Annotated in this window: 22 protein-coding genes; 11 read left to right on the top strand and 11 right to left on the bottom strand. The window is 42.5% G+C overall.

What is annotated here, in order from left to right:
• Positions 1 to 94: 94 nt before the first annotated feature.
• Both JK628_RS13015 and JK628_RS13010 read right to left on the bottom strand, forming a co-directional pair.
• Positions 95 to 742, bottom strand: coding sequence for a YceH family protein (locus tag JK628_RS13015; protein WP_202285068.1), 648 nt, complete (start codon positions 740 to 742; stop codon positions 95 to 97).
• 137 nt (positions 743 to 879) lie between these two features.
• Positions 880 to 1,713 (bottom strand): CvfB family protein, encoded by an 834-nt coding sequence (locus JK628_RS13010; protein ID WP_202285067.1) that lies wholly within the window; start codon positions 1,711 to 1,713, stop codon positions 880 to 882.
• A gap of 525 nt (positions 1,714 to 2,238) precedes the next feature.
• Here JK628_RS13010 and speA point away from each other — a divergent pair.
• The 7 genes from speA (at position 2,239) to JK628_RS12975 (ending at position 9,535) form a co-directional block, all read left to right on the top strand.
• On the top strand, positions 2,239 to 4,152 hold the full coding sequence (gene speA, locus JK628_RS13005) for a biosynthetic arginine decarboxylase (RefSeq protein WP_202285066.1): 1,914 nt from the start codon (positions 2,239 to 2,241) through the stop codon (positions 4,150 to 4,152).
• An 84-nt stretch (positions 4,153 to 4,236) separates the two neighbouring features.
• Positions 4,237 to 5,157, top strand: coding sequence for an adenosylmethionine decarboxylase (locus tag JK628_RS13000; protein WP_202285065.1), 921 nt, complete (start codon positions 4,237 to 4,239; stop codon positions 5,155 to 5,157).
• A 24-nt stretch (positions 5,158 to 5,181) separates the two neighbouring features.
• Positions 5,182 to 6,111: an agmatinase gene (speB, locus tag JK628_RS12995; RefSeq protein WP_202285064.1), complete on the top strand. Its 930-nt coding sequence runs from the start codon at positions 5,182 to 5,184 to the stop codon at positions 6,109 to 6,111.
• A gap of 60 nt (positions 6,112 to 6,171) precedes the next feature.
• Positions 6,172 to 6,813 (top strand): pyridoxamine 5'-phosphate oxidase, encoded by a 642-nt coding sequence (gene pdxH, locus JK628_RS12990; RefSeq protein WP_202285063.1) that lies wholly within the window; start codon positions 6,172 to 6,174, stop codon positions 6,811 to 6,813.
• Positions 6,814 to 7,009: 196 nt separating this feature from the next.
• Positions 7,010 to 7,585, top strand: a complete 576-nt coding sequence (locus JK628_RS12985) for a YceI family protein (RefSeq protein ID WP_202285061.1) — start codon at positions 7,010 to 7,012, stop codon at positions 7,583 to 7,585.
• A gap of 115 nt (positions 7,586 to 7,700) precedes the next feature.
• The gene (locus JK628_RS12980; protein ID WP_202285059.1) at positions 7,701 to 8,054 is read left to right on the top strand and encodes a DUF3802 family protein; all 354 of its coding nucleotides are present in this window, start codon (positions 7,701 to 7,703) and stop codon (positions 8,052 to 8,054) included.
• A 605-nt stretch (positions 8,055 to 8,659) separates the two neighbouring features.
• Complete coding sequence (locus JK628_RS12975) at positions 8,660 to 9,535, top strand: putative ATP-dependent zinc protease (protein WP_202285057.1); 876 nt, start codon at positions 8,660 to 8,662, stop codon at positions 9,533 to 9,535.
• Between the two features lie 50 nt (positions 9,536 to 9,585).
• Here JK628_RS12975 and JK628_RS12970 read toward each other — a convergent pair whose 3' ends face one another.
• Both JK628_RS12970 and JK628_RS12965 read right to left on the bottom strand, forming a co-directional pair.
• Complete coding sequence (locus tag JK628_RS12970; protein ID WP_202285055.1) at positions 9,586 to 12,195, bottom strand: PDC sensor domain-containing protein; 2,610 nt, start codon at positions 12,193 to 12,195, stop codon at positions 9,586 to 9,588.
• Between the two features lie 200 nt (positions 12,196 to 12,395).
• Positions 12,396 to 13,892 (bottom strand): methyl-accepting chemotaxis protein, encoded by a 1,497-nt coding sequence (locus JK628_RS12965; RefSeq protein WP_202285053.1) that lies wholly within the window; start codon positions 13,890 to 13,892, stop codon positions 12,396 to 12,398.
• A 428-nt stretch (positions 13,893 to 14,320) separates the two neighbouring features.
• Between JK628_RS12965 and pheS the strand changes: the two genes are divergently transcribed.
• From pheS to lpxM, 4 genes are all read left to right on the top strand, one after another.
• Positions 14,321 to 15,304, top strand: a complete 984-nt coding sequence (gene pheS, locus JK628_RS12960) for a phenylalanine--tRNA ligase subunit alpha (protein ID WP_202289814.1) — start codon at positions 14,321 to 14,323, stop codon at positions 15,302 to 15,304.
• A 15-nt stretch (positions 15,305 to 15,319) separates the two neighbouring features.
• On the top strand, positions 15,320 to 17,707 hold the full coding sequence (gene pheT / locus JK628_RS12955; protein WP_202285051.1) for a phenylalanine--tRNA ligase subunit beta: 2,388 nt from the start codon (positions 15,320 to 15,322) through the stop codon (positions 17,705 to 17,707).
• Positions 17,708 to 17,711: 4 nt separating this feature from the next.
• Positions 17,712 to 18,008 (top strand): integration host factor subunit alpha, encoded by a 297-nt coding sequence (ihfA, locus tag JK628_RS12950; RefSeq protein WP_101091201.1) that lies wholly within the window; start codon positions 17,712 to 17,714, stop codon positions 18,006 to 18,008.
• Between the two features lie 78 nt (positions 18,009 to 18,086).
• Positions 18,087 to 19,040 carry a lauroyl-Kdo(2)-lipid IV(A) myristoyltransferase gene (lpxM, locus tag JK628_RS12945; protein ID WP_202285049.1) on the top strand — a complete coding sequence of 318 codons (954 nt, stop codon included), beginning with the start codon at positions 18,087 to 18,089 and terminating at the stop codon, positions 19,038 to 19,040.
• 90 nt (positions 19,041 to 19,130) lie between these two features.
• On the opposite strand, the gene JK628_RS12940 is transcribed toward lpxM, so the two are convergent.
• The 7 genes from JK628_RS12940 to hisB form a co-directional block, all read right to left on the bottom strand.
• Complete coding sequence (locus JK628_RS12940) at positions 19,131 to 20,234, bottom strand: phosphoribosylaminoimidazolesuccinocarboxamide synthase (protein WP_202285047.1); 1,104 nt, start codon at positions 20,232 to 20,234, stop codon at positions 19,131 to 19,133.
• 141 nt (positions 20,235 to 20,375) lie between these two features.
• Complete coding sequence (locus JK628_RS12935; protein ID WP_202285045.1) at positions 20,376 to 21,158, bottom strand: substrate-binding periplasmic protein; 783 nt, start codon at positions 21,156 to 21,158, stop codon at positions 20,376 to 20,378.
• A 180-nt stretch (positions 21,159 to 21,338) separates the two neighbouring features.
• Positions 21,339 to 21,986: a bifunctional phosphoribosyl-AMP cyclohydrolase/phosphoribosyl-ATP diphosphatase HisIE gene (gene hisIE / locus JK628_RS12930; RefSeq protein WP_202285043.1), complete on the bottom strand. Its 648-nt coding sequence runs from the start codon at positions 21,984 to 21,986 to the stop codon at positions 21,339 to 21,341.
• Positions 21,987 to 22,118: 132 nt separating this feature from the next.
• Positions 22,119 to 22,892 carry an imidazole glycerol phosphate synthase subunit HisF gene (gene hisF / locus JK628_RS12925; RefSeq protein WP_202285041.1) on the bottom strand — a complete coding sequence of 258 codons (774 nt, stop codon included), beginning with the start codon at positions 22,890 to 22,892 and terminating at the stop codon, positions 22,119 to 22,121.
• Positions 22,874 to 23,611: a 1-(5-phosphoribosyl)-5-[(5-phosphoribosylamino)methylideneamino]imidazole-4-carboxamide isomerase gene (gene hisA, locus JK628_RS12920; protein ID WP_202285039.1), complete on the bottom strand. Its 738-nt coding sequence runs from the start codon at positions 23,609 to 23,611 to the stop codon at positions 22,874 to 22,876. Before hisA ends, hisF begins: the two co-directional genes overlap by 19 nt.
• Positions 23,608 to 24,321, bottom strand: a complete 714-nt coding sequence (gene hisH / locus JK628_RS12915; protein WP_202285037.1) for an imidazole glycerol phosphate synthase subunit HisH — start codon at positions 24,319 to 24,321, stop codon at positions 23,608 to 23,610. Before hisH ends, hisA begins: the two co-directional genes overlap by 4 nt.
• A complete protein-coding gene (gene hisB / locus JK628_RS12910; RefSeq protein ID WP_202285034.1) occupies positions 24,318 to 25,397 on the bottom strand; it encodes a bifunctional histidinol-phosphatase/imidazoleglycerol-phosphate dehydratase HisB in 1,080 nt (359 codons plus the stop codon). The genes hisH and hisB overlap by 4 nt, the downstream gene beginning before the upstream one ends.
• Positions 25,398 to 25,475: the final 78 nt, after the last annotated feature.

Here is a 25,475-nt window from a genome sequence, read left to right as displayed (position 1 = left end):
GAATTAAAACAGCTAACAGGTTACCACCGCAACTGAAGGGCGTTAACTATTTGTTAGCGTTAATGGATTAATTTTTGTTTAATCCTAATGTTAGTTATTTAGCGAGTAACTGCTGCACCAGTAATTTTAACTCACTTAGATCAGTTTCAAGCTTAGCGACTTTATCACTTAGCTCCTGTTGTGAATGACTTGGCTTTACGGTGTCTACTGGCAATAAAGCGCTAGATTCAGTGTTTGCATTCATAGGAGTAAAAAGTTGACAGTAGCGTGCTTCTCTTTTGCCTGGCTCCTTCGCTAATAAAGCGACTAATGGTGTTTCTCTGCGAGCGAGTTCAACCAGTGCGTGTTCAACTTCACTCACATCGCTAAATTCATGCAGTCGATTGCTACGTGTTCTTAGCTCGCCAGGTGTTTGAGGACCGCGGAGTAATAACAAGCAAATGATAGCTAGCTGCGCTGGGTTTAATTGCAAATCACTAAACTCGGTATTGCAGAAGCGGTGCTTATATTTAACCACTCGACTGCCAAAGCCTGATTGGTCTGAGATTAAACGTTTTTTGGCAAGACTATCGATTGTATTTTGAACATCGGACTCGCTCAAGTTGAGCACTGGGTCTCTGCTGGATTTTTGATTACTACCGGATGTTAAACTGTTGAGGGATAAAGGGTACTGTTCTGGTGTGGTGAGCTCTTTCTCGAGTAGCACACCAATAATCCGCGCTTCATGTTGAGTGAGTTCCATTTTGGTCCCTAAATAAAAAAGCATGGCTTTGTTATAACAGAGCCATGCTTTAATGCAAAGGTGGTTTCGCTTACATTAACTATAATCGCTGTATTTATAGCCGTTTACACAGACTACAAAGATTATATAGCTAAGAATCAATCGACTAAGCGGATCCCATCAGGTGAGATCGTGATCTGCTCCTTCTTATACAAGCCGCCAATACTCTTTTTAAATGCTTTTTTGCTCATAGAGAGTTGAGAGTATATGACTTCAGCTGCTGTTTTATCATTGAGAGGTAAAAAACCTCCAGCTTGTTTCAATTTAAACAAGATAGTTGTTGAATGCTTATCTAACTCTTCTTTGACGCCTTTTTGTAAAGACAGATCAATTTTTCCGTCGCTTCTAACACGCTTAACAAAACCTTTGATCTTTTGACCGAAGCTTAGGCGGGTAAATACTTCGTTGCTATAGAGTACGCCCCAGTGTGAATGATTGATAATGGCCTTGAAACCAAGATCGGTGGTTCCGCCAATAATGAGACTCACCTCTTCACCCTCTTCATAAGTGGGCTCAGTCGTGTCAAGGAATCTATCAATTTTAGAAGAAGCAACAATACGGTCATCAACGTGACTGGTATAAATACGAACAAGGTATGATTTACCCTCTTCAATCTCTCTATGTTGCTCACCAAAAGGTAGCAGTAGATCTTTATCTAAGCCCCAATCTAGAAAAGCGCCATAAGGACCATTTACTTTAGCTTCTAAATAGGCAAATTGACCTACTTGCCCTAATGCGCGTTTAGTGGTTGCGATAATCATGTCTTCAGAGTCTAAATAGAGAAACACGTTGACCATATCGCCGACATGACACTCTTTTGGGACGACTTTGCTCGGAAGTAATACCTGACCTAAGTCCTTGGCATCCAAATAAACGCCAAATTCAACCAGTTTTACAACTTCAAGCTTGCAGGGTTTGCCTATCTCAATCATGTTTCTCTCTACTTTTTACTATGATGACTAACTTCTGCTGCGATTATAGTGGAATTTATATCAATATGCTTTAGCCACAAGGCGCTAATACCTGGAAGATATGATTTAGTCTCAATAAAACGGGGCTTTTTTCGGTGTATTTGCTTTATATGTGCGTTGTTTAAGCTTTTAGGTAAACAAATGCAGAAGTTGTTGGTTAGTATCTTGAGGTTGAGCTTGATTTATTTACCTTCTCAAGGTTTAATTGCGCCCCCAAAAAACACTGCTAAATTAAGCTAATAATAGGCGAAGTTTGAGCCGTTTTTTATAGGGCTACAATCGACAAAAACGTCGGGAAGAATTTAACCCTCACGTTTTACATGCTATGTTTATCAGTTAACACGGTAAGCTTTCAGCGTACGAAAAGAAGATAAGAACAGTGCTAGTTATTGGTTTTTAGTGAATGACGCTGAGTCATAAGATGGTTAAATGAGGCTATAGGCTTTATTTAGCGTTATATAGGTTAAATAGGCAGGTTAGGAAAATATGAGCAATTGGTCTATTGATGATGCACGTGCAAGTTACAACGTAAACTATTGGAGCCAAGGGCTCTATGGTATTGGTGATGATGGGGAAGTTACAGTCTCTCCAGAACCTAGCCGCCCTGATTGTAAAATTGGCTTAAATGAACTTGCCAAAGATATGGTTAAAGCAGGCGTTGCTCTGCCTGTTCTAGTCCGCTTTCCACAGATCCTTCATCACAGAGTTAATAGTCTGTGCCAGGCTTTTAATCAAGCGATTCAAAAATACCAATATGAAGCTGATTATTTATTAGTCTACCCGATTAAAGTTAACCAGCAGCAAACGGTTGTAGAAGAGATTTTGGCGAGTCAGGTTGAAAAAGAAGTACCGCAATTAGGGCTTGAAGCGGGTAGTAAGCCAGAGTTAATGGCTGTGCTAGCCATGGCTCAAAAAGCCAGCTCTGTGATTATTTGTAATGGCTATAAAGATAAAGAATATATCCGCTTGGCGTTAATTGGCGAGAAGCTTGGGCACAAGGTTTACATCGTGCTTGAGAAAATGTCTGAGCTTAAAATGGTGTTAGCGCAAGCGAAAGAGCTTGGCGTAACGCCGAGATTAGGCCTGCGAGTGCGCCTAGCGTTTCAAGGCAAAGGTAAGTGGCAAGCGAGTGGCGGAGAGAAGTCGAAATTTGGACTCTCTGCTGCGCAAGTACTCAAAGTCATCGATGAATTGAAAGATGCGAGCATGTTAAACTCATTAGAGTTACTGCATTTTCATCTCGGTTCCCAGATTGCCAATATTCGAGATATTCGCCAAGGTGTGAGTGAAGCGGGGCGTTTCTACTGTGAATTAATGAAGCTTGGCGCTAATGTAAAGTGCTTTGATGTCGGTGGCGGGCTCGCGGTTGATTACGATGGTACGCGTAGTCAGAGTGCTAACTCAATGAACTACGGTCTAACTGAGTATGCTAATAATATCGTTAGTGTGCTTAATGATATGTGTAAAGAGTATGAACAGCCGATGCCGAGGATTATCTCAGAATCTGGTCGCTACTTAACAGCACATCATGCAGTGCTAATAACGGATGTAATTGGCACTGAGTCCTATAAGCCGGAGACGATCTCCCCTCCTAGCATTGATGCACCATTATTGCTGCAAAACATGTGGCAGTCTTGGACTGAAGTCAGTGGCAAAGCGGATCAGAGAGCATTAATTGAAATTTTCCATGACTGTCAAAGTGATCTAAGTGAAGCACACTCTTTATTTGCATTAGGACAACTGAGCCTGGCAGACCGAGCCTGGGCTGAGCAGATTAATTTGCGAGTGTGCCATGAGTTGCAAGGCAGCATGAGTTCAAAATATCGTTTTCATCGGCCGGTGATTGACGAACTAAACGAAAAATTAGCCGATAAATTTTTCGTTAATTTTTCATTGTTCCAGTCATTACCTGATGCATGGGGAATTGATCAAGTATTTCCGGTGCTACCACTATCGGGGTTAGATAAAGAGCCTGAGCGCCGTGCGGTAATGCTTGATATTACCTGTGATTCAGACGGGATTGTCGATCAATATGTTGATGGGCAAGGCATTGAAACCACGCTGCCTGTACCTGCTTGGACCCAAGAAAGCCCTTACCTTATTGGCTTCTTTTTAGTCGGGGCATATCAAGAAATATTAGGTGATATGCATAATCTATTTGGCGACACGAATTCCGCAGTAGTGCGAGTTGATGATAATGGTCGTACTAATATAGATTCAGTATTAGCCGGTGACACCGTCGCTGATGTGCTTAGGTATGTAAATTTGGACGCCGTTTCATTTATGAGAACCTATGAAGAGTTAGTTAACAAGCATATTGATGAAGGTGAGCGTTGTAATATTCTTGAAGAGCTGCAGTTAGGCTTAAAAGGGTATACTTATCTCGAAGATTTTTCATAGTTCAGATTTTGGTTGAGAATTGTTAGACCAGTGGTGAGTGTACTCAGCACTGGTCTTATTTTTTACACACAAAAGAGTCGCTAGATGTTTTTTGAAGGTTCAGAAAAGAAAATCGAACTCCGAATCAAATTCGGAACGGGTTCACTACGAAGCTATGAACGTGCATTTTGGGATCGCGCTCTTGCATTCGCGGGGGCAGACATTCTTTCCGTCATGTCAAACGACGACTGTGATGCCTATATTTTAAGTGAATCTAGCCTTTTTGTTTGGGATAACAAATTGTTGCTCATTACATGCGGTAATACCAATCTGGTTGAAGCTGGTCTTTTTTTGATTGATGAAATGGGTGTCGATAACATCTCATCTTTTAACTATCAGAGGAAGAGCGAGTTTTTGTCTCATCTCCAATCAACACACTTTGAAGATGATGCCAAACAATTAAAATCTAGGCTAAACGGCAGTGCATATCGTGTCGGTCATTTAGATGGCCATCACCATTATCTTTTTTGCAGCGAAACGTCTGAAAAACTTTGCAGTAGCACGAGCTTATTGATGTACCACATAAAAGGTGATGCAGCTGACTATCTACGTCAAGCAGATCAAACAAAGTCGATGATATTGAGCAAGCTTAACTTGCACAGATTATTACCTGACTTTACTTTTGATGATCACCTTTTCGACCCTTGTGGCTACTCGGTAAATGGGCTAAACGGAGAGCAGTTCTTAACCATACATATTACACCACAAGCACAGAGTGCTTACGTGAGCATTGAAACAAACTTGAACTTTGAAAACTATTCGTTCAATATATTTACCGCAATGTTGAATATTTTTAACCCCATTAGCTGGGATGTAATTGGCGTTAACCAAGACATTATGGCGAAAGACTTTTCTGCGGATATTGAAGTGGCGAGCTGTGACCTTCGGCTCAATACGACGAATAACTTTAATTATAAACATTATATTCAAGCTGTTAGCGAAAAGCTAACCGCTCAGATTTTGTGAATGTAGACCTTTTACGGAGCTTTTATGACCACTATTGCAGACAAACCTGATTATTCGCTTTACTCAAATGCGTTTGGCTATTTAAGATTGCCATTAGACTTTAAGCCATTGGAGAGCGATGCAGATGTTGTCGTGTTAGGTTTGCCTTTCGATATGGCTACCACAGGACGTTCAGGCGGCCGTATGGGACCGGGTGCAATCCGTCAAGCCTCAGTGAACTTAGCGTGGGAAGAGTCGCGTTGGCCATGGCAGTTTAAACTAAGCGATCACATTAAAGTGGTAGATGCCGGTGATCTCGTTTATGACTGTGGTGACTCTGCTGATTTTACTAAGCGAGTAGAAGACTTTGCCACAGCAATCGTTGAGTCTGGCAAAGCGCTACTAAGTTTCGGTGGTGACCATTTCGTTACTTTACCGCTATTACGTGCTCACTATAAAAAACATGGAAAAATGGCTTTACTGCATTTCGATGCACATACAGATACCTATAGTCAGGGTAGTAAATATGACCACGGTACCATGTTTTATCACGCACCGAAGGAGGGTATTATTGCTGCTGAACACTCCATTCAAGTTGGGATTAGAACTGAGTATGATCAGTCAAATCATCTCTTCAAAGTGATTGATGCCGCCGCAGCAAACGATCAAAGTGCAGCTCAAATCGTCGCACAAATTCGAGAAAGAGTTGGTGACATGCCTTTATATGTCACATTCGATATCGATTGTTTAGATCCAGCTTTTGCGCCGGGCACTGGTACACCTGTATGCGGTGGACTAACGAGCGATAAAGCGATGAAGATCATTCGTGGCTTGAATGGGATGAACATTGTCGGCATGGATGTTGTTGAAGTGGCGCCTGCGTATGACAGCGCAGAGATCACCGCATTAGCTGGTGCAACGCTGGGGCTAGAATTACTGCATGTTTGGGCTGATTCTAACGGCAAAGTTAAGTAAACTATAGCGATGAATTATCTGGAGTACCTCTTTTATCATGCAATATGAAAGGATTGATAGATGTCAGAGCTAAGCGATATCCGCCGTGAATATTCTCTTGGAGAGATGCATAGCGAGAATGTTCCTGATGATCCGATGGAACTTTTTACATCTTGGCTAGAAGTAGTCAAGGATTCAGAGATAAAAGATCCGACGGCGATGTCAGTGGCCACTGTGGATGAAAGCGGCCAGCCGTTTCAACGGATTGTATTACTTAAAAGGTTTGGTAATGATGGTTTTGTATTTTTTACCAATCTTGAGAGCCGTAAAGCGCAGCACATTGCTCTTAATTCGCAGGTCAGTTTGCTGTTCCCTTGGCATACGTTAGAAAAGCAAGTCGCGATCACAGGGGTCGCAGAGCCGTTATCAAAGACTGAAGTCTTGAAATACTTCATGTCACGACCAAAAGACAGTCAAATAGCAGCGTGGGTTTCCAAGCAATCTAGCCCTATTTCTGCAAGGAAAGCACTGGAATCAAAGTTCGCAGAGATGAAGGCTAAGTTTGCCAAGGGCGACGTTCCTTTGCCAAAATTTTGGGGAGGCTACATCGTTAAACCAACCAGCATTGAATTTTGGCAGGGTGGTGAGAACAGGCTTCATGACAGATTTATCTATGTGAAATCATCAAACGACCAATGGCTACACGATAGGCTCGCTCCGTAGCTGTATGTGAATAGAAATGCCACTTTATTAAGTGGCATTTTTGCTTTTTAAGTAGGTAAAAACTCCCCGTGTACTAAAATAATCTCATACTGTGAAAATAGAATGTACTGTGTAGTGTAAGAGGTTATGCTAAATTAGCGATTGCCATAGTGTTGCATATTGATACCTATAACTATTTTGTCTAGAGGGAGCTATTATGAAAAATGTCATTATTGGATTACTACTTATTCCGTTGTCGTTTGTCACCTCAGCAGCAAGCTGGAAAGTCACAAATGATGAATCAAACGTAAATTTCATTTCGGTGAAAAAAGGTGATATTGCTGAAGTTCACCACTTCAAAAATATAGCCGGAACGCTCAATGATAAGGGTGATTTTGAGTTAAGCGTTTCTCTTGCGAGCGTAGATACCAGTGTAGAAATAAGAGATGAACGCATGGGGTCGCTGTTGTTTGAAGTTGATAAGTACCCCAAGCTGACATTGACAGCCAAAGTGGATACTAAGCTGCTCAGCAGTATTAATGTAGGGGAAATGAAAGTCGCGACCATAGAAGGGGTTGTGGACTTACACGGTAAAAAAGTGAATCTGCCCTTTACGGTGAGTATAGCTAGGCTTTCAGATACTCATTTATTCGTCGCCAGTGTTATGCCTGTGATTGTGAACTCAGATAGTTTTGGGCTAACCCGAGGTGTAGACAAATTGCGCGAAATTGCGGGTTTGTCGGCAATTAGTAAAGCGGTACCGGTATCCTTTATTTTGATGCTTAAGAAATAGCGTTAGTCGATATCATTTCACTTTAAACTCAGATAAGATTCTTATCCAAAAGATTTTTAGCGGCTCCTTTTGAGCCGCTTTATCATCGATGCACTTTGCAGATTTCGGATGGGATATGGTTACCGATAAAGACGGGTATATGCACCTAGTTCAATATTTGACTGAACATTTAGGTATATTTGAAAACTCGCAACAACAATCTGCCGCAGAAGATTCTGTCATGGAGTTGTTTGAAGAACAACTTGCTGCTCAAATTATCATGGTTTGCGGCCAAAACCCCTCTTTGACATTTACTCAGCGAAACATCGTCATTAGAGAAGTTGATTCGATTGTGTATGATCTAGAGGAGATCCTTGCAAGAGTCGCGACTCATAAGGCGACTGCTGAGCAGACACTGTTTATTACTGAGTTTTCATGTTTGATCAAGAATTTGTTTGACCAAGAGATTGCTAAACTCATGGCTGCTTAGTGGCGAGTAATTTTATATTTAGTTACAGAATTCTCTGTATTTGTCCTTGTTGCTCGTTTCAATAAGGCCTAATGTTCAGTTATGGATATAGGGAATTCAATGCTAGAAAATCTAAAGCGGTCTATTAATGGACAACATTTAATAGTTTATTTTTGCTTGCTTGTTTTTTGGTTTTTTCTACGCCTGTTTAGCCAGAATGCATTTGACTTCGGCTGGGGCTTTTTCCCGTTGGTTATCTCTCTCCCTTTTGTGCCATTTATCCTTGTTTGGCTAGGGGTGCAACTTTATCGAAACGTTAAGCTTTATAAAGAGAGTTTTCAAAAGCGATGGTATGTATGCCATTGCGTTTGTTCAGCGATATTGTTTGCTCTATTTGTTCTTCATTTCTTATAACTTGTTTTAGACCCCTTGTTCAACTTAACGTCAGGTTTAAGCTGCTAAATTTATTTAGTTGGCCTACAACAGATAAAAATTTTCAGTGGTTGAAGTGTAAATCTGAGAGGCTCACTTAATTGCCAGCACAGCTTGGCGTCAAACGGCAAAGTTTCTTGCTATGATAACGTTGAACCAGCAATAAATTGACTTAACTACTTTTAGGAATCGCAATGCTAAAAAAAATAGGATGGTGCCTGTTGACCTTAATGACGTCATTATCTGTACAGGCCAATGACAAAGCGGTTATTGGCTCTACGGCAAATATGTTTGTAGCACATGCTGATTTACCCTATGTCGCGCGTATAGACACTGGGGCGGTAAATACCTCTCTACATGCAGTCGATCTTAAAGTCGAAGGTGGAAATGCTAAAGAGATGAAAGACAACATTGGTAAAATGTTGTCTTTCACCACTGAAAATGCCGCGGGTGAGTCTAAACGCATAAAAGCTAAGATTGTTAAAACATCGACGGTGAGTAACTCCCAAGGTTCTGAAACGCGTTATATGGTAGAGCTTGATGTTGGCTTTAAAGGCAAGGAGCGAACTGTAAGAGTCAATTTACGTGACCGCAGTCATATGGATTATAAGCTGCTAATAGGACGAAACTGGCTTAAAGGACGTTATGTCGTGGATGTCTCTGACAAAAAGTATATTGGCCCGACAGCCCCCATTAGCATCGTTGAAACCGCTATGATGTTTAAAACGCGTATTGATACCGGCGCAGTGGAAAACTCACTACATGCTGTAGATTTTAAAATTGAAAATGAACAGACTGACATGAATAAAAATGTCGGCAAGGTGATTCAATTTACCACCGAGAACGAAAAGGGTGAATCTAAGGTTGTAACATCTCGCATCGTAGAAACCTCACTTATTCGTAATGCTCAAGGTAGCGAAACACGCTACATGGTCGAACTGAACATTGGCGAGTTAGGTGAAGAGTATAAAGTAAAAGTCAATCTGCGAGACAGAAGTAAAATGACCTACAAGCTACTCATTGGCCGAAATTGGCTACAAGGTCATTATATTGTGGATGTTTCAATGTAGTTCGATTGACGTTCTTTTAACGGTAAAAAAGCACTCAGATGAGTGCTTTTTTATGTCAGTGATAAAGAGCAACTAATTTGTGTTTTATATTGAGCTTCTGCCTGCAAGCTTCTTATTTGTACTTTACCGCCAAACTCACTTTGCAACCACACCGATAATGTTGTGATAGTGCCGTGAATTTCATTTTCAGCCATCTGCTGCTGTAATGGATCCAACTGGTTCGGGGTAAACCCTTTACCATTATCATAGAGGGTTATGACAAGTTCATTTTTCTGTTTCGCCAAAATAAGTTTAATGCTTTTGTTAGCTTGAGTAGGTCTAAATGCATCTGTTAACGTATTGTTAATGAGTCTATAGAACAGGATTAAAAAGTGCCAGTGGATCCCGTCGACGATAAGTCGGTCATCACTTTGGATCTCTATATTGACGCTTGAATCGACGAATTTAGGCTTTAGCAGCGCAACTGTGTGCTCTAATAGCTGCACTAAATCAATTGGTTTAGCACCATAGTCTTGTGCTGATAGTAAATATTCTAAGTGTCTTAATCGCTCGGTTTGCTCTGTGAGTTCTACACCAAAGTCTGCAGCATTAAGCGTACCATTCGATAAACGATAAGCATTCGCCGCTAGCTCATCTTGCTGTCTAAATATTGGCCTTACAAGATTGGCGACTAGAGTAGGGTATAGTGCTTGATTATCTAATTTAACCTTTTCGTAATTAAACTCTTTATTTGATTGGATCCGCGCTTGTACTGTTTCATGTTGAAGTCGTTTATTAGTCTCTTCTAACTTCTCAATGAAACGGATATTTTTGGACTTTTCTTGCCTTAGGATCTCAAACTGGGCCTTATTTTTAAGCTCCAGATTCTTGGTTTCACTAATATCAAATGCGATGGTACCTACAGATGTAACTTCATGCTGATGATTAAGAATTGGGAACTTTGTGACCAAGTAAGTGTGAAGAGCACCTTCACTTGGGAAGGTTTGCTCATAACTGAGTTCCTGTTTTTGCGTTATCACTAGCTTGTCGTTGTCGCTATTTATCTTGGCAACATCTCTAGGCAAAATCAAATGGTCTCTTACACCAATTATATCATCTCGATTTAGTGCAACTGTACGGCAGAATAGATCGTTCACCAGTGTTAGTTCACCCGCTATATTCTTAATGAATATTAAGTTGTGTGCAGAGTTCAATATCAAATTAAGATGCTCTTTGCTCTCTTTGAGCTCGGCCTGTGCAAGTTGTTGCACTTCTAGCTGCTTTTCTAAAGCAAGGTTGGTGGCATCTAAGCTGGCCAGTGCTATCTCTAACTGATGTGTTCGGGAACTGAAAGCTTTAGCGAGCATGCCAATTTCGTCTTTGCGATTGTTGCTTTCAAGCTCAATCAATGCTGGGTTACTGTTGTTTAGGGCATTTACCATTCGACTAATAGGGTTAATAAACAGCTTATTTTGCAAAATAAATAACAATATTAGTGCAATAATTTGGATGCCAACTAAATAAAGGCCTACGGAGCTGGCAATTGACTTAGCACTGCTTTCTATCGCTGTTAATGGTGTTACTAGGACAATTTTCCAATAGGTACCAGGCATTAGGAAAACGGTGACAATAACAGGCTCTTGCAGTTGTGGATCATTGTCGAGTTCAACGCTGGCTAATAATTGAACGCTTTGCAGTTTGCTTTTTGCATTTTGGTTGATCAAGGCGGTTAATTTGGCACGTTCGTGAACCGGGATATTAGCAGTAACATTTTTAAGCTGCTCTGTGGTGTAGGCTCTATCTATATTTGCCTGATTAATAAATTTGGCATCAATTTTATCTAATTGGATTTGCAGTGGTTTGAATGACTCATGTTGCTCTGTGAATCTTGCAAAAGGTTGAAATAAACGTTTTAGCTCACCCTCTGCAGTAACATCTGCGTCTATGCTGGGGAATGACAGCAACCTATTTTGCTGATCTAACGCAAATACATAACCACGCTGTCCAGATAGCGCCGTTCTGAAAAAATCATCAAGACTCGACAGTGCTATATCGACGGTAGAAACACCTATAAATTCGTGATGTGACCACATTGGCACAGAGGCTGTAATCATGGGATCTTGTGTAAAAGGGTCTATATAGGATTTAGACCAATAAGTGGTATCTGCAGGGTAATATTTTGCTGGAATATACCAGTTTTCTTTATAGTAATCAGGGTTGTCGTCTTGGTTATAATCATCAATCTTAAGCAGTTCCCCGCCTTTATTACGAGCCCAAAAGTGGCTGTCTTTACGCTTTTCTTTGTTAAATGCTTTGGGTTCGGGCCAAACTCCACCGCCAAGAATGACCTCTTCTTGGCCTAACAGATCGAGTAACGCAGGGATACTTTCGTTTAAAAGAGTAGGGCTGTGCTGATAAAGCTCACCAAGTGCACTGATTGATACAGCCAAATTTTCAATTCGATTCGTTTTTTGCTGTAACGTCGCGGTAATTGCTTTACCGACATTAATATTCAATGTTTGTTGGTTATCAATAAGTCGATTAATTTCGATAGACTTAAGAAACCATACACTGGCTAAGATGATTATTGCAGCCACAGCAAGCTGGATGAGCATGAACTTCATCGGTAAACTTTTACGCCAGTCCGTAAATTTAGGGAGGCGGTTCTTACGATTATGCATGCTAAAGTTACGCTCAAATAGTGAGTTGCGTCCTTAACTAGCATCCATACTGTTTAAGGATAAAATTGAAACGATAAAACGAGTATACAATCCTTGTTAGATTAATGTAAATAATGCGCGGTTTGGATTGTAATTATTTGGGTAGTGACACAAAAAGGCTAGTACTAAAGTACTACCCTTTTCAATGTTGGCGGAAGAAACTAGATTTTTAGCCCTATCAATAATGTATCAAGTTGTTCCGCTGTTGCGTGCAGTTCATCGCAACCTGAAACAGACTGATTAGCAGATTGTTCAACATCATGGGATTGATTGCGGATCTCCATTAAGTTGGTTGCGATTTCATTGGCAACGGCTGATTGTTCATCGGCTGATGTTGCAATTAATGTGCTCATTTCGTAGACCTTAGCACTGTGATGCGCAATACTTTGTAGATCTTCACCAGTATCTATAACATGTTTTTTGCCTTCCTCTGCCTTTTCGACCGTCCGGCTCATCACATGCTTTAAGTTTCTTGAACCCGCTTGCAACGCCTCGATCATCGATTTTATCTCAACCGTTGCCGCTTGAGTACGTCCTGCAAGTGTTCTCACTTCATCAGCGACAACGGCAAAGCCTCGTCCTTGTTCGCCGGCTCTCGCTGCTTCTATCGCAGCATTTAATGCGAGTAGGTTAGTTTGCTCTGATATGGCATTAATCGTGGTGACCACCTCATCAATCTTAGCCGCGTTTTCGTTTAGGTTATTAACGGCATCAGATGCTTGTGCTATTTCATTACTGAGCCCACCAATAGCATCCACAGTCACTGCGATGTCTCTAGAGCCTGCATCAACCTGGTTATTAGCCTCTTGTGTCTCTATAGACGACTGCTCTGCATTACGGGCTACCTCTTTTACCGCTGCGGTCATCTCTTCCATTGCGGTTGCCAGTGAATCTAGATGTTGCCTTTGGTTCATAGCAAGTGATTGGCCCTCTTGGGCAGTATCTCTAAAGGCTTGCACGACATTACGGATCTGCGTGCTGGCATTGGTCATTTGAGTGACAAGCTTATGCTGCCTTTCAACCAAGGTGTCAATGCTGATAGCCAAGATACTAAATTCGTCTTTGACTTCAAAAAAGTTTAATCGGCCTGTTAAGTCACCATCAGCGGCTTTCTTCAATGCCATTACGTTGGTGAACAGTGCGCCACCAACAAAGGTAGATATGTAGTAACCAGTGACCCAAATTATCAAGATAAGTCCGATAAGCGTACCGTAGACAAAATATTCATTGGTGCTTTCTTGATTTACTGCAACATTTGATACGGTGATCAAACCGTTTTGACTGCTACGACTTATACTTTCGATGCTGTTACCTTGTACTTGGGAGCCGCCGCCCTGATTTGCTGATGTTTGGACATCACGGCTAGCTTTTTCCTCATCATATAGGCTGATGTCACCGCTTAAAGCACTTAAAAACTGCTGTTTATTTTCATCTGCAACTAATTGATAGGCTTTATCCAGCGCATCACTCATCTGTTGATTATATTGCTTGGCTTGTGTGAGCTGAGATTGTTGCAGGTTTTCATCGAAATGATTGGTTAATACGAGCGTGAGACCTATCAAAGTGAAAATAGGAATAACTGCCATAACAGTAAATTTTGATTTTAACGTCATATGGATAAGGTATTTATCGACCCAGCGAAACTTAACTTCTTTCATAATTTTCTCTCAACCCTAGAACGGCGACCATATTATTCATCGGCAAAAAAAATAATTTCTTAACCGATTAGTTACAGATTTCTATCTGTTTGTGTTTTTTTTGTTCGCCATTGTGTGTAAGTGCTTGAAACCGTTATTTAGCTTGGCTTGGTTGCGGTTAACGAACTGCGAGATAGTACATTTGAGGCAGCATAATAACCACCTTATATTAAACGAGAGGAACACAAATTTTATAATGAGGGCTTAGGGGAGAGGTTTTCACTTGAACAAGGACTAGGCAAAATAAACAGTTAGCTTATAAAAAGGTGCAATTAACCCTAGTCAAATGGGCTTTGCTCACGTAAAATTTGTGTCTTTTTCTATTTTCACCTAGAAAATATGTAAGCCCGAAGACTCGTAGGTTTGTCCTACATGCACTGGAAGAGATGATGTCACAGTTAACAGAGATTGTAGAACAGGCCTTAGCCGCCATCAAAGACGCTACAGATTTAAAAGCGCTTGATGACCTCCGTGTCGATTACCTTGGTAAGAAAGGTAAAATTACCGACATGATGAAGATGATGGGGAAGCTACCCCCTGAAGAGAAACCGGCCTTTGGTCAGGCTGTGAACCAAGCTAAACAAGCGGTTCAACAGCAACTGTCTACTCGCATCGATGGATTGAAAGCGGCAGAGCTTGAAGCGCAGTTGAAAGCAGAAAGTATTGACGTGAGCCTGCCTGGACGCCGTATCGAAAACGGTGGGCTGCACCCGGTTACACGTACTATCGAACGTATTGAGAGCTTCTTCGGTGAACTTGGCTTTACAGTTAAAGATGGTCCAGAAATCGAAGATGATTTTCATAACTTCGATGCATTGAACATTTCAGAGCATCATCCTGCTCGTGCTGATCACGACACTTTCTATTTCAACCCGAAAGTGATGTTGCGTACTCAAACTTCTGGTGTGCAAATTCGTACTATGGAGCATGAGAAGCCACCTCTACGTATTATCTCTCCTGGCCGTGTTTATCGTAACGATTATGATCAAACGCATACGCCAATGTTCCACCAAGTCGAAGGCTTGTTGGTTGCAGAGAACGTTAACTTTGCTGAACTTAAGGGAATATTGCATGATTTCTTGCGTAATTTCTTTGAAGAAGACTTAGAAGTACGTTTCCGTCCATCTTACTTCCCGTTCACAGAGCCTTCTGCTGAAGTCGATGTAATGGGTAAGAATGGTAAGTGGTTAGAGGTGCTTGGTTGCGGCATGGTACATCCAAATGTACTGCGTAGCGTAGGTATCGATCCAGAAGTTTACTCTGGTTTTGCCTTCGGTATGGGGGTTGAGCGTTTATCTATGTTGCGTTACGGCGTAAACGATCTACGTTCTTTCTTTGAAAATGATCTTCGCTTCCTTAAGCAATTTAAATAAACGGAGCTGTATAGCATGAAATTTAGCGAATCTTGGCTTCGTGAATGGGTTAACCCAAGTGTTAATCGTGAAGAGTTAGCGCACCAAATTACTATGGCGGGTCTTGAGGTTGACGGTATTGATACCGTGGCTGCAGATTTTAGCGGTGTTGTCGTTGGTGAGGTCGTAGAGTGTGGCCAACACCCTGATGCGGATAAACTTCGCGTGACTAAAATCAATGTCGGCGGTGATGAGCTAATCGACATCGTTTGTGGCGCACCCAACTGTCGTTTAGGCCTTAAAGTTGCAGTGGCAATGGTCGGTGCGGTTTTGCCTGGTGATTTTAAAATCAAAAAAGCAAAACTACGTGGTCAACCGTCTTTCGGTATGCTTTGTTCATACGGTGAGATAGGTATCGACATCGAAAGTGACGGCATTATTGAGTTACCCGTTGATGCGCCAATAGGCAAAGATGTCCGTGACTATCTGGACCTTGACGATGCAATTATTGATGTCGATTTGACGGCTAACCGTGCTGACTGTTTAGGTATGGCGGGTCTTGCTCGTGAAGTGGGTGTTTTAAACCGTCAAGCGGTGACTGAGCCTACTTGGGAAGCTGTTACGGCAACCATTACTGATGAAGTCAGTATTGCAATTGAAGCAGAGCAGGAGTGTGGACGTTATTTAGCTCGTGTTATCAAAAACGTCAACGTTAAAGCGGCAACTCCTCTTTGGATGCAGGAAAAGCTACGTCGTAGTGGCATCCGTTCAATCGACCCAATTGTTGATATCACTAACTTTGTGTTGATTGAATTTGGCCAACCAATGCATGCATTTGATAATGCTAAATTGGAAGGTGGTATTCAGGTTCGTAAGCCAATTGGCGAAGAGAAGCTGACACTGCTTGATGGTAATGAGATCACTATCCCTGAAGGGATGTTGATTATTGCCGACCAAGCTAAACCGCTAGCACTTGCTGGTGTATTTGGTGGCGAATACTCAGGTGTGACCACAGACACTACCGATATTATGCTTGAATGTGCATTTTTTGCACCTTTAGCTATTTTAGGTAAAGCACGCAAAATTGGTTTGCATACAGATGCTTCACACCGTTTTGAGCGTGGTGTTGACCCAGAGCTACAGCATAAAGTGATGGACCGCGCCAGTCGTCTAGTGCTTGACATCTGTGGCGGTGAAGCTGGTCCTGTCGTTGAAGCTAAGTCTGATGCTAATTTACCGCAGCCAGTGCAAATCGTATTGCGCCGCAGTAAGCTAGATCGTATTTTAGGTCACCATATCGAAGATAGTAATGTCACTGAAATTCTTGAGCGTTTAGGCTTTGCCGTTGACGTGAGTGAAGGGCTGTGGAGCGTGACTACCGCAACTTACCGTTTTGATATGGCAATCGAAGAAGATCTAATTGAAGAAGTTGCTCGTATCTACGGCTACAACAATATTCCTAACATTGCGCCAATTGCACAGCTGAGCATGTCTGATCACAATGAGTCTGATATCAGCCTTAAACGTGTTCGTAGCATGTTGGTTGCACGTGGATTCCAAGAAGCAGTGACTTATAGTTTTGTTGACCCTAAGCAGCAAAACTTAATCCACCCAGATGCAGAGGCGATGATTTTACCGAATCCTATTTCGGTCGAAATGTCAGCAATGCGTCTATCAATGTTTACCGGTCTTTTATCTGCAGTCGGTTATAACCAGAGCCGTCAGCAAAACCGCGTGAGAATGTTTGAAACAGGCCTGCGTTTTGTTCCCAATGAAACTGCAGACTCGGGTGTTTCACAACAACCTATGCTTGCTGCTGTTATTACGGGTAACCAGAACGATGAACATTGGTCAATGGATTCAAAAACCGTTGATTTCTTCGATCTCAAGGGCGATTTAGAAGCTGTTATCGGTTTGACTGTAGCGGACACTGAATTTAGCTTTAGAGCAGCATCGCATCCAGCGCTTCATCCGGGGCAATGTGCTGAAATATTAAGAGATGATCGCGTTATTGGCATCATAGGTACGGTTCATCCGACCCTTGAAAAGCCATTTGGTCTAAACGGCAAAACAATTATTTTTGAGCTTGAATTAGACGCGTTGTTACATGCCAAATTACCGCTAGCCCAGACTGTATCTAAGTTTCCAGCTAACCGCCGTGACATTGCCATCGTTGTTGATGACTCTATTGCAGCAGAAGATGTTGTAAAAATGATAAGAAAAGTTGGCGAAAATCAGTTGGTTGGCATAAACTTGTTCGACGTATACCAAGGTAAAGGTGTAGAGGAAGGCAAAAAGAGCCTTGCTATCGCACTCTTATTACAAGACAACACTCGTACACTTGAAGAGAAAGAGATCGCAGAGATGGTAGATGTGGTGGTTTCTTCTTTGAAAGCCGAGTTCAACGCATCGTTGAGGGACTAAAAGTATGGCACTTACCAAAGCCGAAATGGCAGAACATCTTTTTGAAACGCTAGGTATCAATAAGAGAGTAGCGAAAGAGATGGTTGAGACGTTTTTCGAAGAGGTTCGTCAAGCGCTTGAAAGTGGTGAGCAGGTCAAGCTATCTGGCTTTGGCAATTTCGACCTGAGAGATAAGAATCAAAGACCGGGAAGGAACCCAAAGACGGGAGAGGACATCCCTATTTCTGCACGCCGTGTTGTGACGTTCCGTCCAGGACAGAAGCTGAAAAGTCGCGTCGAAGAAGCTAACGCAAAGAAGTAATTGCACTAGCATCGTGATGAAGAGGCCACTCATTTGAGTGGCTTTTTCTGTTATTCATTTGCTAACGAGGTTTTGCGTTTGTCTAGAAAACCGAAATATTTTGACCGTCGCTTCAGGTTATCTTTATTACATCCCAAGTATTGGCTGACTTGGATAGCGATATTGGTGTTAGTCCTTTTTGGTCTGATGCCTGCGTGGTTAAGAGATCCCATTGCGCGTCAGTTGTCAAAGCTGGTATTAAAAATTGCGGTAAAACCGATTGAAGTTGCCAGAGCCAATTTAACCACCTGTTTCCCCGATAAATCGGTTGCTGAAATAGAGGCATTAATTCGAGATAATGTCGAAAATTTTGTGATGATTTTGCTGGCTCAAGCAGAGTTATTAGTTCGATCTCGTCAAAATATTCGTAACAGGGTTAAGCTTGTTGGCTTTGAGCATGTCGAGCAAGCAAGAGATGCTGGGCAGCCGGTGATTTTTATTATGCCCCATGTTTGGGGAATCGAGTATGCGGGGCTGCGGCTAAACCTTGACTTACCTATGGTGTCGATGGCCAAAGCTCACAAGAATGAACTGTTTAATTGGTTTAATAATCGTATGCGCAGCTCGCAAGGTGGCAACATCTATATGCGGGAGGCGGGTATTAGAGCACTGCTCACGGAATTGAAACACAACAACAGCTTTTTTTACCTCCCTGATGAAGATCTTGGAGCGGATAAAAGCATCTTTGCCCCTTTTTTAGGCACAACTAAAGCAACATTGCCGGTAGTAGGACGTTTAGCGCAAGCCGGAAACGCACAAGTGATGCCAGTCAAGGTTGGTTATGACCAAATTAGGCGTCAGTTTGAGCTAACGGTAATGCCTGCGATTGCACCTGAAACTATGCAGGGTAAAGAGAACGAAGCGATAGCGTTGAATAAAGCTGTAGAGCAGGTCATATTAGCTTACCCTGAACAGTATATGTGGTTTCTGAAAGTGTTAAAAACTCGTCCAGAGGGCGAAGAGTCAATATATAAAAAGAAGCCGCATAAGTAATCGTTGCTCTAATTAGCCTGGCTATCAACTAGCATTAAAAAGCCGCAATATAAATTGCGGCTTTTTATTTAATGGCTAGTGTAATGGCGCTTACACGATGAGCTGGTATTCATTGCGCAGCGTATCGATGATCTCTTGCTTCGGGTTCTCACTGATATGAAGCTTCTTACCAATCACTTTTTCAGCAATACCAACATAAGTATTGGAGATATCCATCATAACGGACTCTGGCAGTTTGTTGTTAGTTGCAAGTGCTAAGCGCTCTTCCATGCGGTTTTTATTGAGTAAAATATCCGCATCAGGGAAGTGGTTCAGTAACCACTGCCTGAAACCTTCTTTCGACTGCTCAATGATTTTACCGTCACGATGAGAACACCCGTCCCAAATACGAGAGCTATCTGGAGTGCCAACTTCATCCATATAGATGAGTTTTTCATTGCCTGCAGCGTCATTGACGTAACCAAATTCAAACTTGGTATCGACAAATATCTGATCTTGCTCAGCTAATGCAGCGCTTATCACGTCAAAGCCTTCAGAGAGTAACTTTTCATAAAGATCGATGTCTTGAGTGTTGCTGAACTCAAAGCCTTTGTAATGACGCTCTATGTCGCTACGTGAGACATTGACATCATCGGCTTCTGGTACACCTTCAAGGCCAGTTAACACACCTTTGGTTGAAGGGGTAATTAGGATCTCTGGTAGCTTTTGATCCTTTACTAAACCTTCAGGCAGGGTAATGCCGCAAAACTCTCGTTCACCTTTACTATAAGCACGCCACATTGAGCCAGTAATGTATTGGCGGGCAATCGCTTCAATCATCACTGGGCGAGCTTTTTGTACTATCCATACCAGTGGATGTGGAATATCAAGGATGTGGCTGTCAGCTAAACCTTTATCTTTAAATAGCTTGAACCAGTGATTTGAAATAGCGTTTAGCGCTGTTCCTTTTCCAGGAACACCATTTAAACCGTTCTCACCTTGCCAGACGCAGTCAAAAGCAGATATGCGGTCACTAATAACCATTATTGCTAATGGGGCGTCAGCAGGAACGTCATAGCCTTTATCTTTGATTAAGCGAGCACTGTCTTCTGCTGTTAACCAGTAAACACTGCGAACTTTTCCTGAGTGGACTGGCTTGTCGGTACGGATGGGAAGGTTGTCATTTACGACTAAAACTTTATCTGCAAGATTCATAGGGCACACTTTTATTATTAAGAAGCTTAATTTTAGTGGCGCAGATTGTATCAGAACTTAGATCTGGCGACACTATGACAAGCACGGTTTTATCCTCTTCAAAAACAGTGTTCTTAATAAAAGAAAATCAGCTAGCTATCACTATTGATAACGCTTAATTATTTGCGCTATCTCACCGTTAGCTTTCATCTGTAAAATCTGTAGATCGATCCAGTCGACAAGCGCCTGTGAAACACCATCTCCGTAACTAAGATGGATCTCAACTGGTGCAATAGCCTCGCCAATATCAGCGTAGGCAAATATTGATGCATCTATCTGGTGCTGTTTAATGCTATATAAAACTCGGCTCTTCATCTCGATGAAGATGTCACCTCGACCATTTTTAAGCGCTAGTAGTGCACTCTTATGACTATTTACCTCGAGTGTGGCCATCTCATTCTGCGCTAGAATTGGCACTAATCCTGGGTAATCAAATCCATTTAATAAAATGACAGTTTTGTTGGTTAAATCAGTAAACTTTTTAGTTTTACTATCACTCTTTTTAAGTGACAGCATAATATGGTCAGCGCTAAATAATGCCTGCTTAGAAAGACGTTTATTTTGCGTGCGTTCTCCATCTTCTGCGCGCCATTTAGGTGAACCATAACTGATCCAATTTGGATATCGCTGCTGTTTTATTTCATATAGATAGCGCTTAAACGGCATGACCTGATTATCTATTTCAAGTTTCCTTTTCTGCGAGATTACAGCAACAATGTCAGTGATGATCCCTGACTGGATTTGATCGGCTTCATTGTTGATTTGATAGGGCTCAGCTTGTGCCGCGATGATCAGGTAGGTGAGTTTTTCTGCGGTAGCTGACGGGATTAAGAGAGAGCATAAAAGTGCAAAAGTTAAGGCAAGTGAGTTGATAAAACGGCTCATAACAAATACCCAATAAGAGTTGGCTCATTAATGTGGAGTATATAGGCTATCGCAACGGATGTAACTGTTACTAAAAGTATTATTCACTAATTTTATTTGATTGTTTTAGTTAGGGGAATATGAGCGGAAATGTGAAAAGGTTAGCTATACCTTTAAAGATATAGCTAGTCTTGATGTTGATTATGCTTTTTTAGCGGCATTATGGCGCTTCATTAGATTGCTTGTGATGTCTTCAAGTGACAGCGCTTGGTCTTCTAGCAACACTAGCAAGTGATAGATAAGATCTGAGGCTTCATCAATCAACTCTGGCTTGTCATTAGTCGCGGCGGCTAATGCTGTTTCAAGCCCCTCTTCACCGACTTTCTGAGCGATACGCTTGGTGCCGCGGTCAAACAGATAGGCGGTATAACTCGATTTTGGGTCTTGGCCCTTTCGAGAAGTAATCAATGTACTGAGGTTATCGATAAAGCTGTGGGATTTACCGTCTTTCCAGCAGCTTTCAGTGCCCTTATGGCAAGTAGGGCCATTGGGGATCACCTGCACTAATAGACTATCGTTATCACAATCCATATCGATAGCGACTAAATCTAGTGTATTGCCAGAAGTTTCCCCCTTAGTCCATAACCTCTTTTTACTGCGGCTAAAGAAAGTCACTTGGCCAGTAGACAAGGTTTTGTCTAGCGCTGCTTGGTCCATATAACCCAACATAAGCACCTTGCCACTTAAGTGGTTTTGTACTATTGCAGGGATTAAACCGTCGGTTTTTTCCCAGTCTAATTGACTCAATAATTCACGGTCATCTGCTGTTGATTGGTAAAGCGATGTCATATTACATCCTTAATTCTTTTCTTTTCACAAATCGCTATTCATAAAATGTTATTTATAAGAGTCGTAATTAGCGACTACTTTAAGAACCAGTTTATGTAAGCCAGTTTAATAAAATCAGTCATTTGAGCCAGTCTAAATACGTACTGCAATCTTGTTATCACGCAAGTAGTGCTTCAATTCTTGGATATCTATGATGCCTTTGTGAAATACGCTGGCTGCTAATGCAGCGTCAACATTGGCTAAGGTAAATACGTCTTTAAAGTGAGCCATAGTACCAGCGCCTCCAGATGCGATTAAAGGGACATCACACAAGGAACGTACCATCGATAGTTGCTCAATATCGTAGCCTTGGCGCACACCATCTTGGTTCATCACATTAAGCACGATCTCTCCGCAACCGCGCTTTTGAACCTCTTCGACCCAATCAGGGGTGTACCACTGGGTATCTTTGGTCGCAGACTCGTCACCGGTAAACTGTTTCACCTTGTAGCTATCGCTGATGTGGTCGTAATAGGAGTCAATTCCGATGACGATACATTGACGGCCAAACTCATCTTGCAATCTTTCAATCAGACTAGGATCGCTAAGGGCGGGGGAGTTGACCGATATTTTATCGGCGCCAAAAGCCAGTTTTTCTCGGGCTTGTTCGATTGTTTTGATCCCGCCGGCAACACAAAAAGGGATATCAATTCGTTCGGCAACACGACTAACCCAAGATTTATCGATAACACGGTCATGAGCACTTGCAGTAATATCATAAAATACCAACTCATCGGCGCCTTCTTCAGCGTAACGAGCGGCCAATGGCACGATATCACCGACAATTTCATGATTGCGAAACTGTACTCCTTTAACGACCTTGCCCTCTTTTACATCCAAGCAGGGGACTATGCGTTTGGCCAGCATTCTATCGCCTCCTCAACCGTAAATTGCTTAATAAGCAGTGCTTTACCTATGATGATGCCATTGGCGCCGCTGTTTTTTACCGCAGAAACATCGTCAAGGGTTGCAATGCCGCCTGATGCTTGCCAAACGATATCTGGATAAGTCGCGCTTATCTCTTGATAAAGCGCATTGTTGGCGCCTTTTAAAGTGCCGTCGCGACTAATATCGGTCACTAATGCATGCTTTAAGCCAACGGTCTCAAACTCTGCCACTAAGGATTCAAGGGTTTTGCCCCCACCTGATTGCCAGCCCGATACCGCAACTATCTTTTCGCCCTGCTCATTGATATTCACATCGAGTGCTAAACAGATGGCATCGCTGCCATATTTTAAAAACCAGCTTTTAACTAATTCCGGCTCTTTTACTGCTAAAGAGCCAATCACTACTCGGCTGACACCGATTTCTAATAGTTCACTGACCTGGGACTCCGTGCGGATCCCACCGCCGACTTGAATGGGTGTATCTAGTCCTCTAACCAAGCTGGCTATTAGCCGGGTTTGACGCTTCATCGGATCTTTAGCGCCGGTTAAGTCAACAATGTGTAGCAAGTTTGCACCTTGCTCTTGATAAGATTGCAGCTGTGCTAAAGGGCTTAAGTCAAATGTAGTCTGTTGATTATAATCACCTTGATAGAGTCGAACCACTTGGCCTTCTATCAGATCAATTGCTGGTATTATCATGATTTCGCCTTTTGCTGCTGGTTATCGTCACTTTCAAAGCTTGATTGTGTCATCTGTAAGAAGTTCTCAAGCATCTTCGCGCCGACAGTGGCACTTTTCTCGGGATGAAACTGCAAGCCAATAAAATTGTTTTTGGCGATTGCAGCGCTAAAAGACTCGCCATGGTTCGCAGTCGCAATAGTGTAATCGCTTATTGGCGCGCGATAGCTGTGCACAAAGTACACATAGGCGCCGGTGTCGATGCCATCAAATATCGGGTGCGCAGAAGGCGTTATCTGGTTCCACCCCATGTGTGGCAGCGGTAACCCTTTACTGTCTAACTGCTCAATAGTGGTTGGGATAATCCCTAAACATTCGCAATCAACGGCAGTTGCGCCACGCTCCTTTGATACTTGGGTCAGCATCTGCATGCCCAAGCACACCCCTAAAACGGGTTGCGTTAAAGACTGAATCACTGTAACTAACTGTTTATTATGCAATGAGGCCATTGCGGCACCTGCGGTACCAACACCAGGCAACACGACGCGAGTCGCCGCTTTAATCGCTGTGATGTCATCTGTCACGATCAAGTTTTTACGTTCGTCTTTTGATAATAACAAGCGCTCAAAAGCGTAGCGTACAGAGCTTAAATTAGCGCAGCCGGTATCTATAATCACCGTCGTGCCGGTGATCGCTTCGATATTTTGACTGGGAGACTCTAGCTGACTCATAGCACACCTTTACTCGATGGCAGCGCATCTCCTTCAATGGCAACAGCTTGGCGTAACGTACGCCCAAGCACTTTAAATAGGCTCTCTACCTTGTGGTGATCATTGTCGCCTAACGTGGTGAGATGCAAGGTACATCGCAGGCCATCAGCAAAGGAGCGGAAGAAGTGCGGCACCATTTCCGTCGCCATTGTACCTACCATTTCTCGTTCAAACTCTGCCGAGAATTTGATAAACGGGCGACCTGACAGATCCAGCAAGCACTCAGCACTGGCTTCATCCATCGGGATCGATTGCTCAAATGCATTGCCAAATCGTGCAATACCACGCTTGTCACCTAATGCTTGACGCAGTGCATCACCAATCGCCAGCGCGGTGTCTTCAACGCTGTGGTGATCATCAATCTCTAGATCGCCATCGACATTAACGTCCATCTTAAAGTTACCGTGGGTTGAAATTTGCTCAAGCATATGGTCGAAAAATCCGATCCCCGTATCGATACTGCCTTTTACGCCAGAGTCCAAATCGATAGTCACCTTGATATCGGTCTCTTTGGTGGTGCGCACTACCGTCGCGATGCGGTTTTTACTCAAAAGTTTATCGGCAATGTCATCCCAAGTAAGACTTTGTGGGTTGTACTGTAAGCCCTCAATTCCCATTGATTCTGCCAGGCCCATATCGGTGTCTCGATCGCCAATAACAGCAGACTGGGTAAAATCGACACGGCCAGCGGTTAAGTAGCCTTTGACTAGCCCAAGTTTTGGCTTGCGGCAGCTGCAGTTTTCATCATTGAAATGTGGGCAAAGCAGAACCTCGTCAAACTTCACGCCTTGGCTGCTTAGGATCTGCATCATCATATCTTGCGGTGCATCAAAATCTTCTTTAGGGAAAGAGGGAGTTCCAAGACCATCTTGGTTGCTGACCATAACCAGACGGTAACCCGCTTTCTGAAGCTTTAATAATGCTGGAATAACGTTTGGTTCAAACACTAGTTTTGCCAGGCTATCGACCTGTTTGTCGATGGCTGGCTCTTCGATAATCGTGCCGTCTCGGTCAATAAAGAGAATTTTCTGTTTCATGGTGATAATACCTTCCAGTTTTCTTTTAGATTGCACTTGGCTTGAGCTGTTTAACCTAGTAGCCAAGCTATCATTATT

The organism is Shewanella sp. KX20019, from assembly GCF_016757755.1.
Taxonomy (GTDB): domain Bacteria; phylum Pseudomonadota; class Gammaproteobacteria; order Enterobacterales; family Shewanellaceae; genus Shewanella.
Note: the sequence above shows the minus strand (reverse complement) of the source record. Positions and strands in the feature narration are given on the sequence as shown.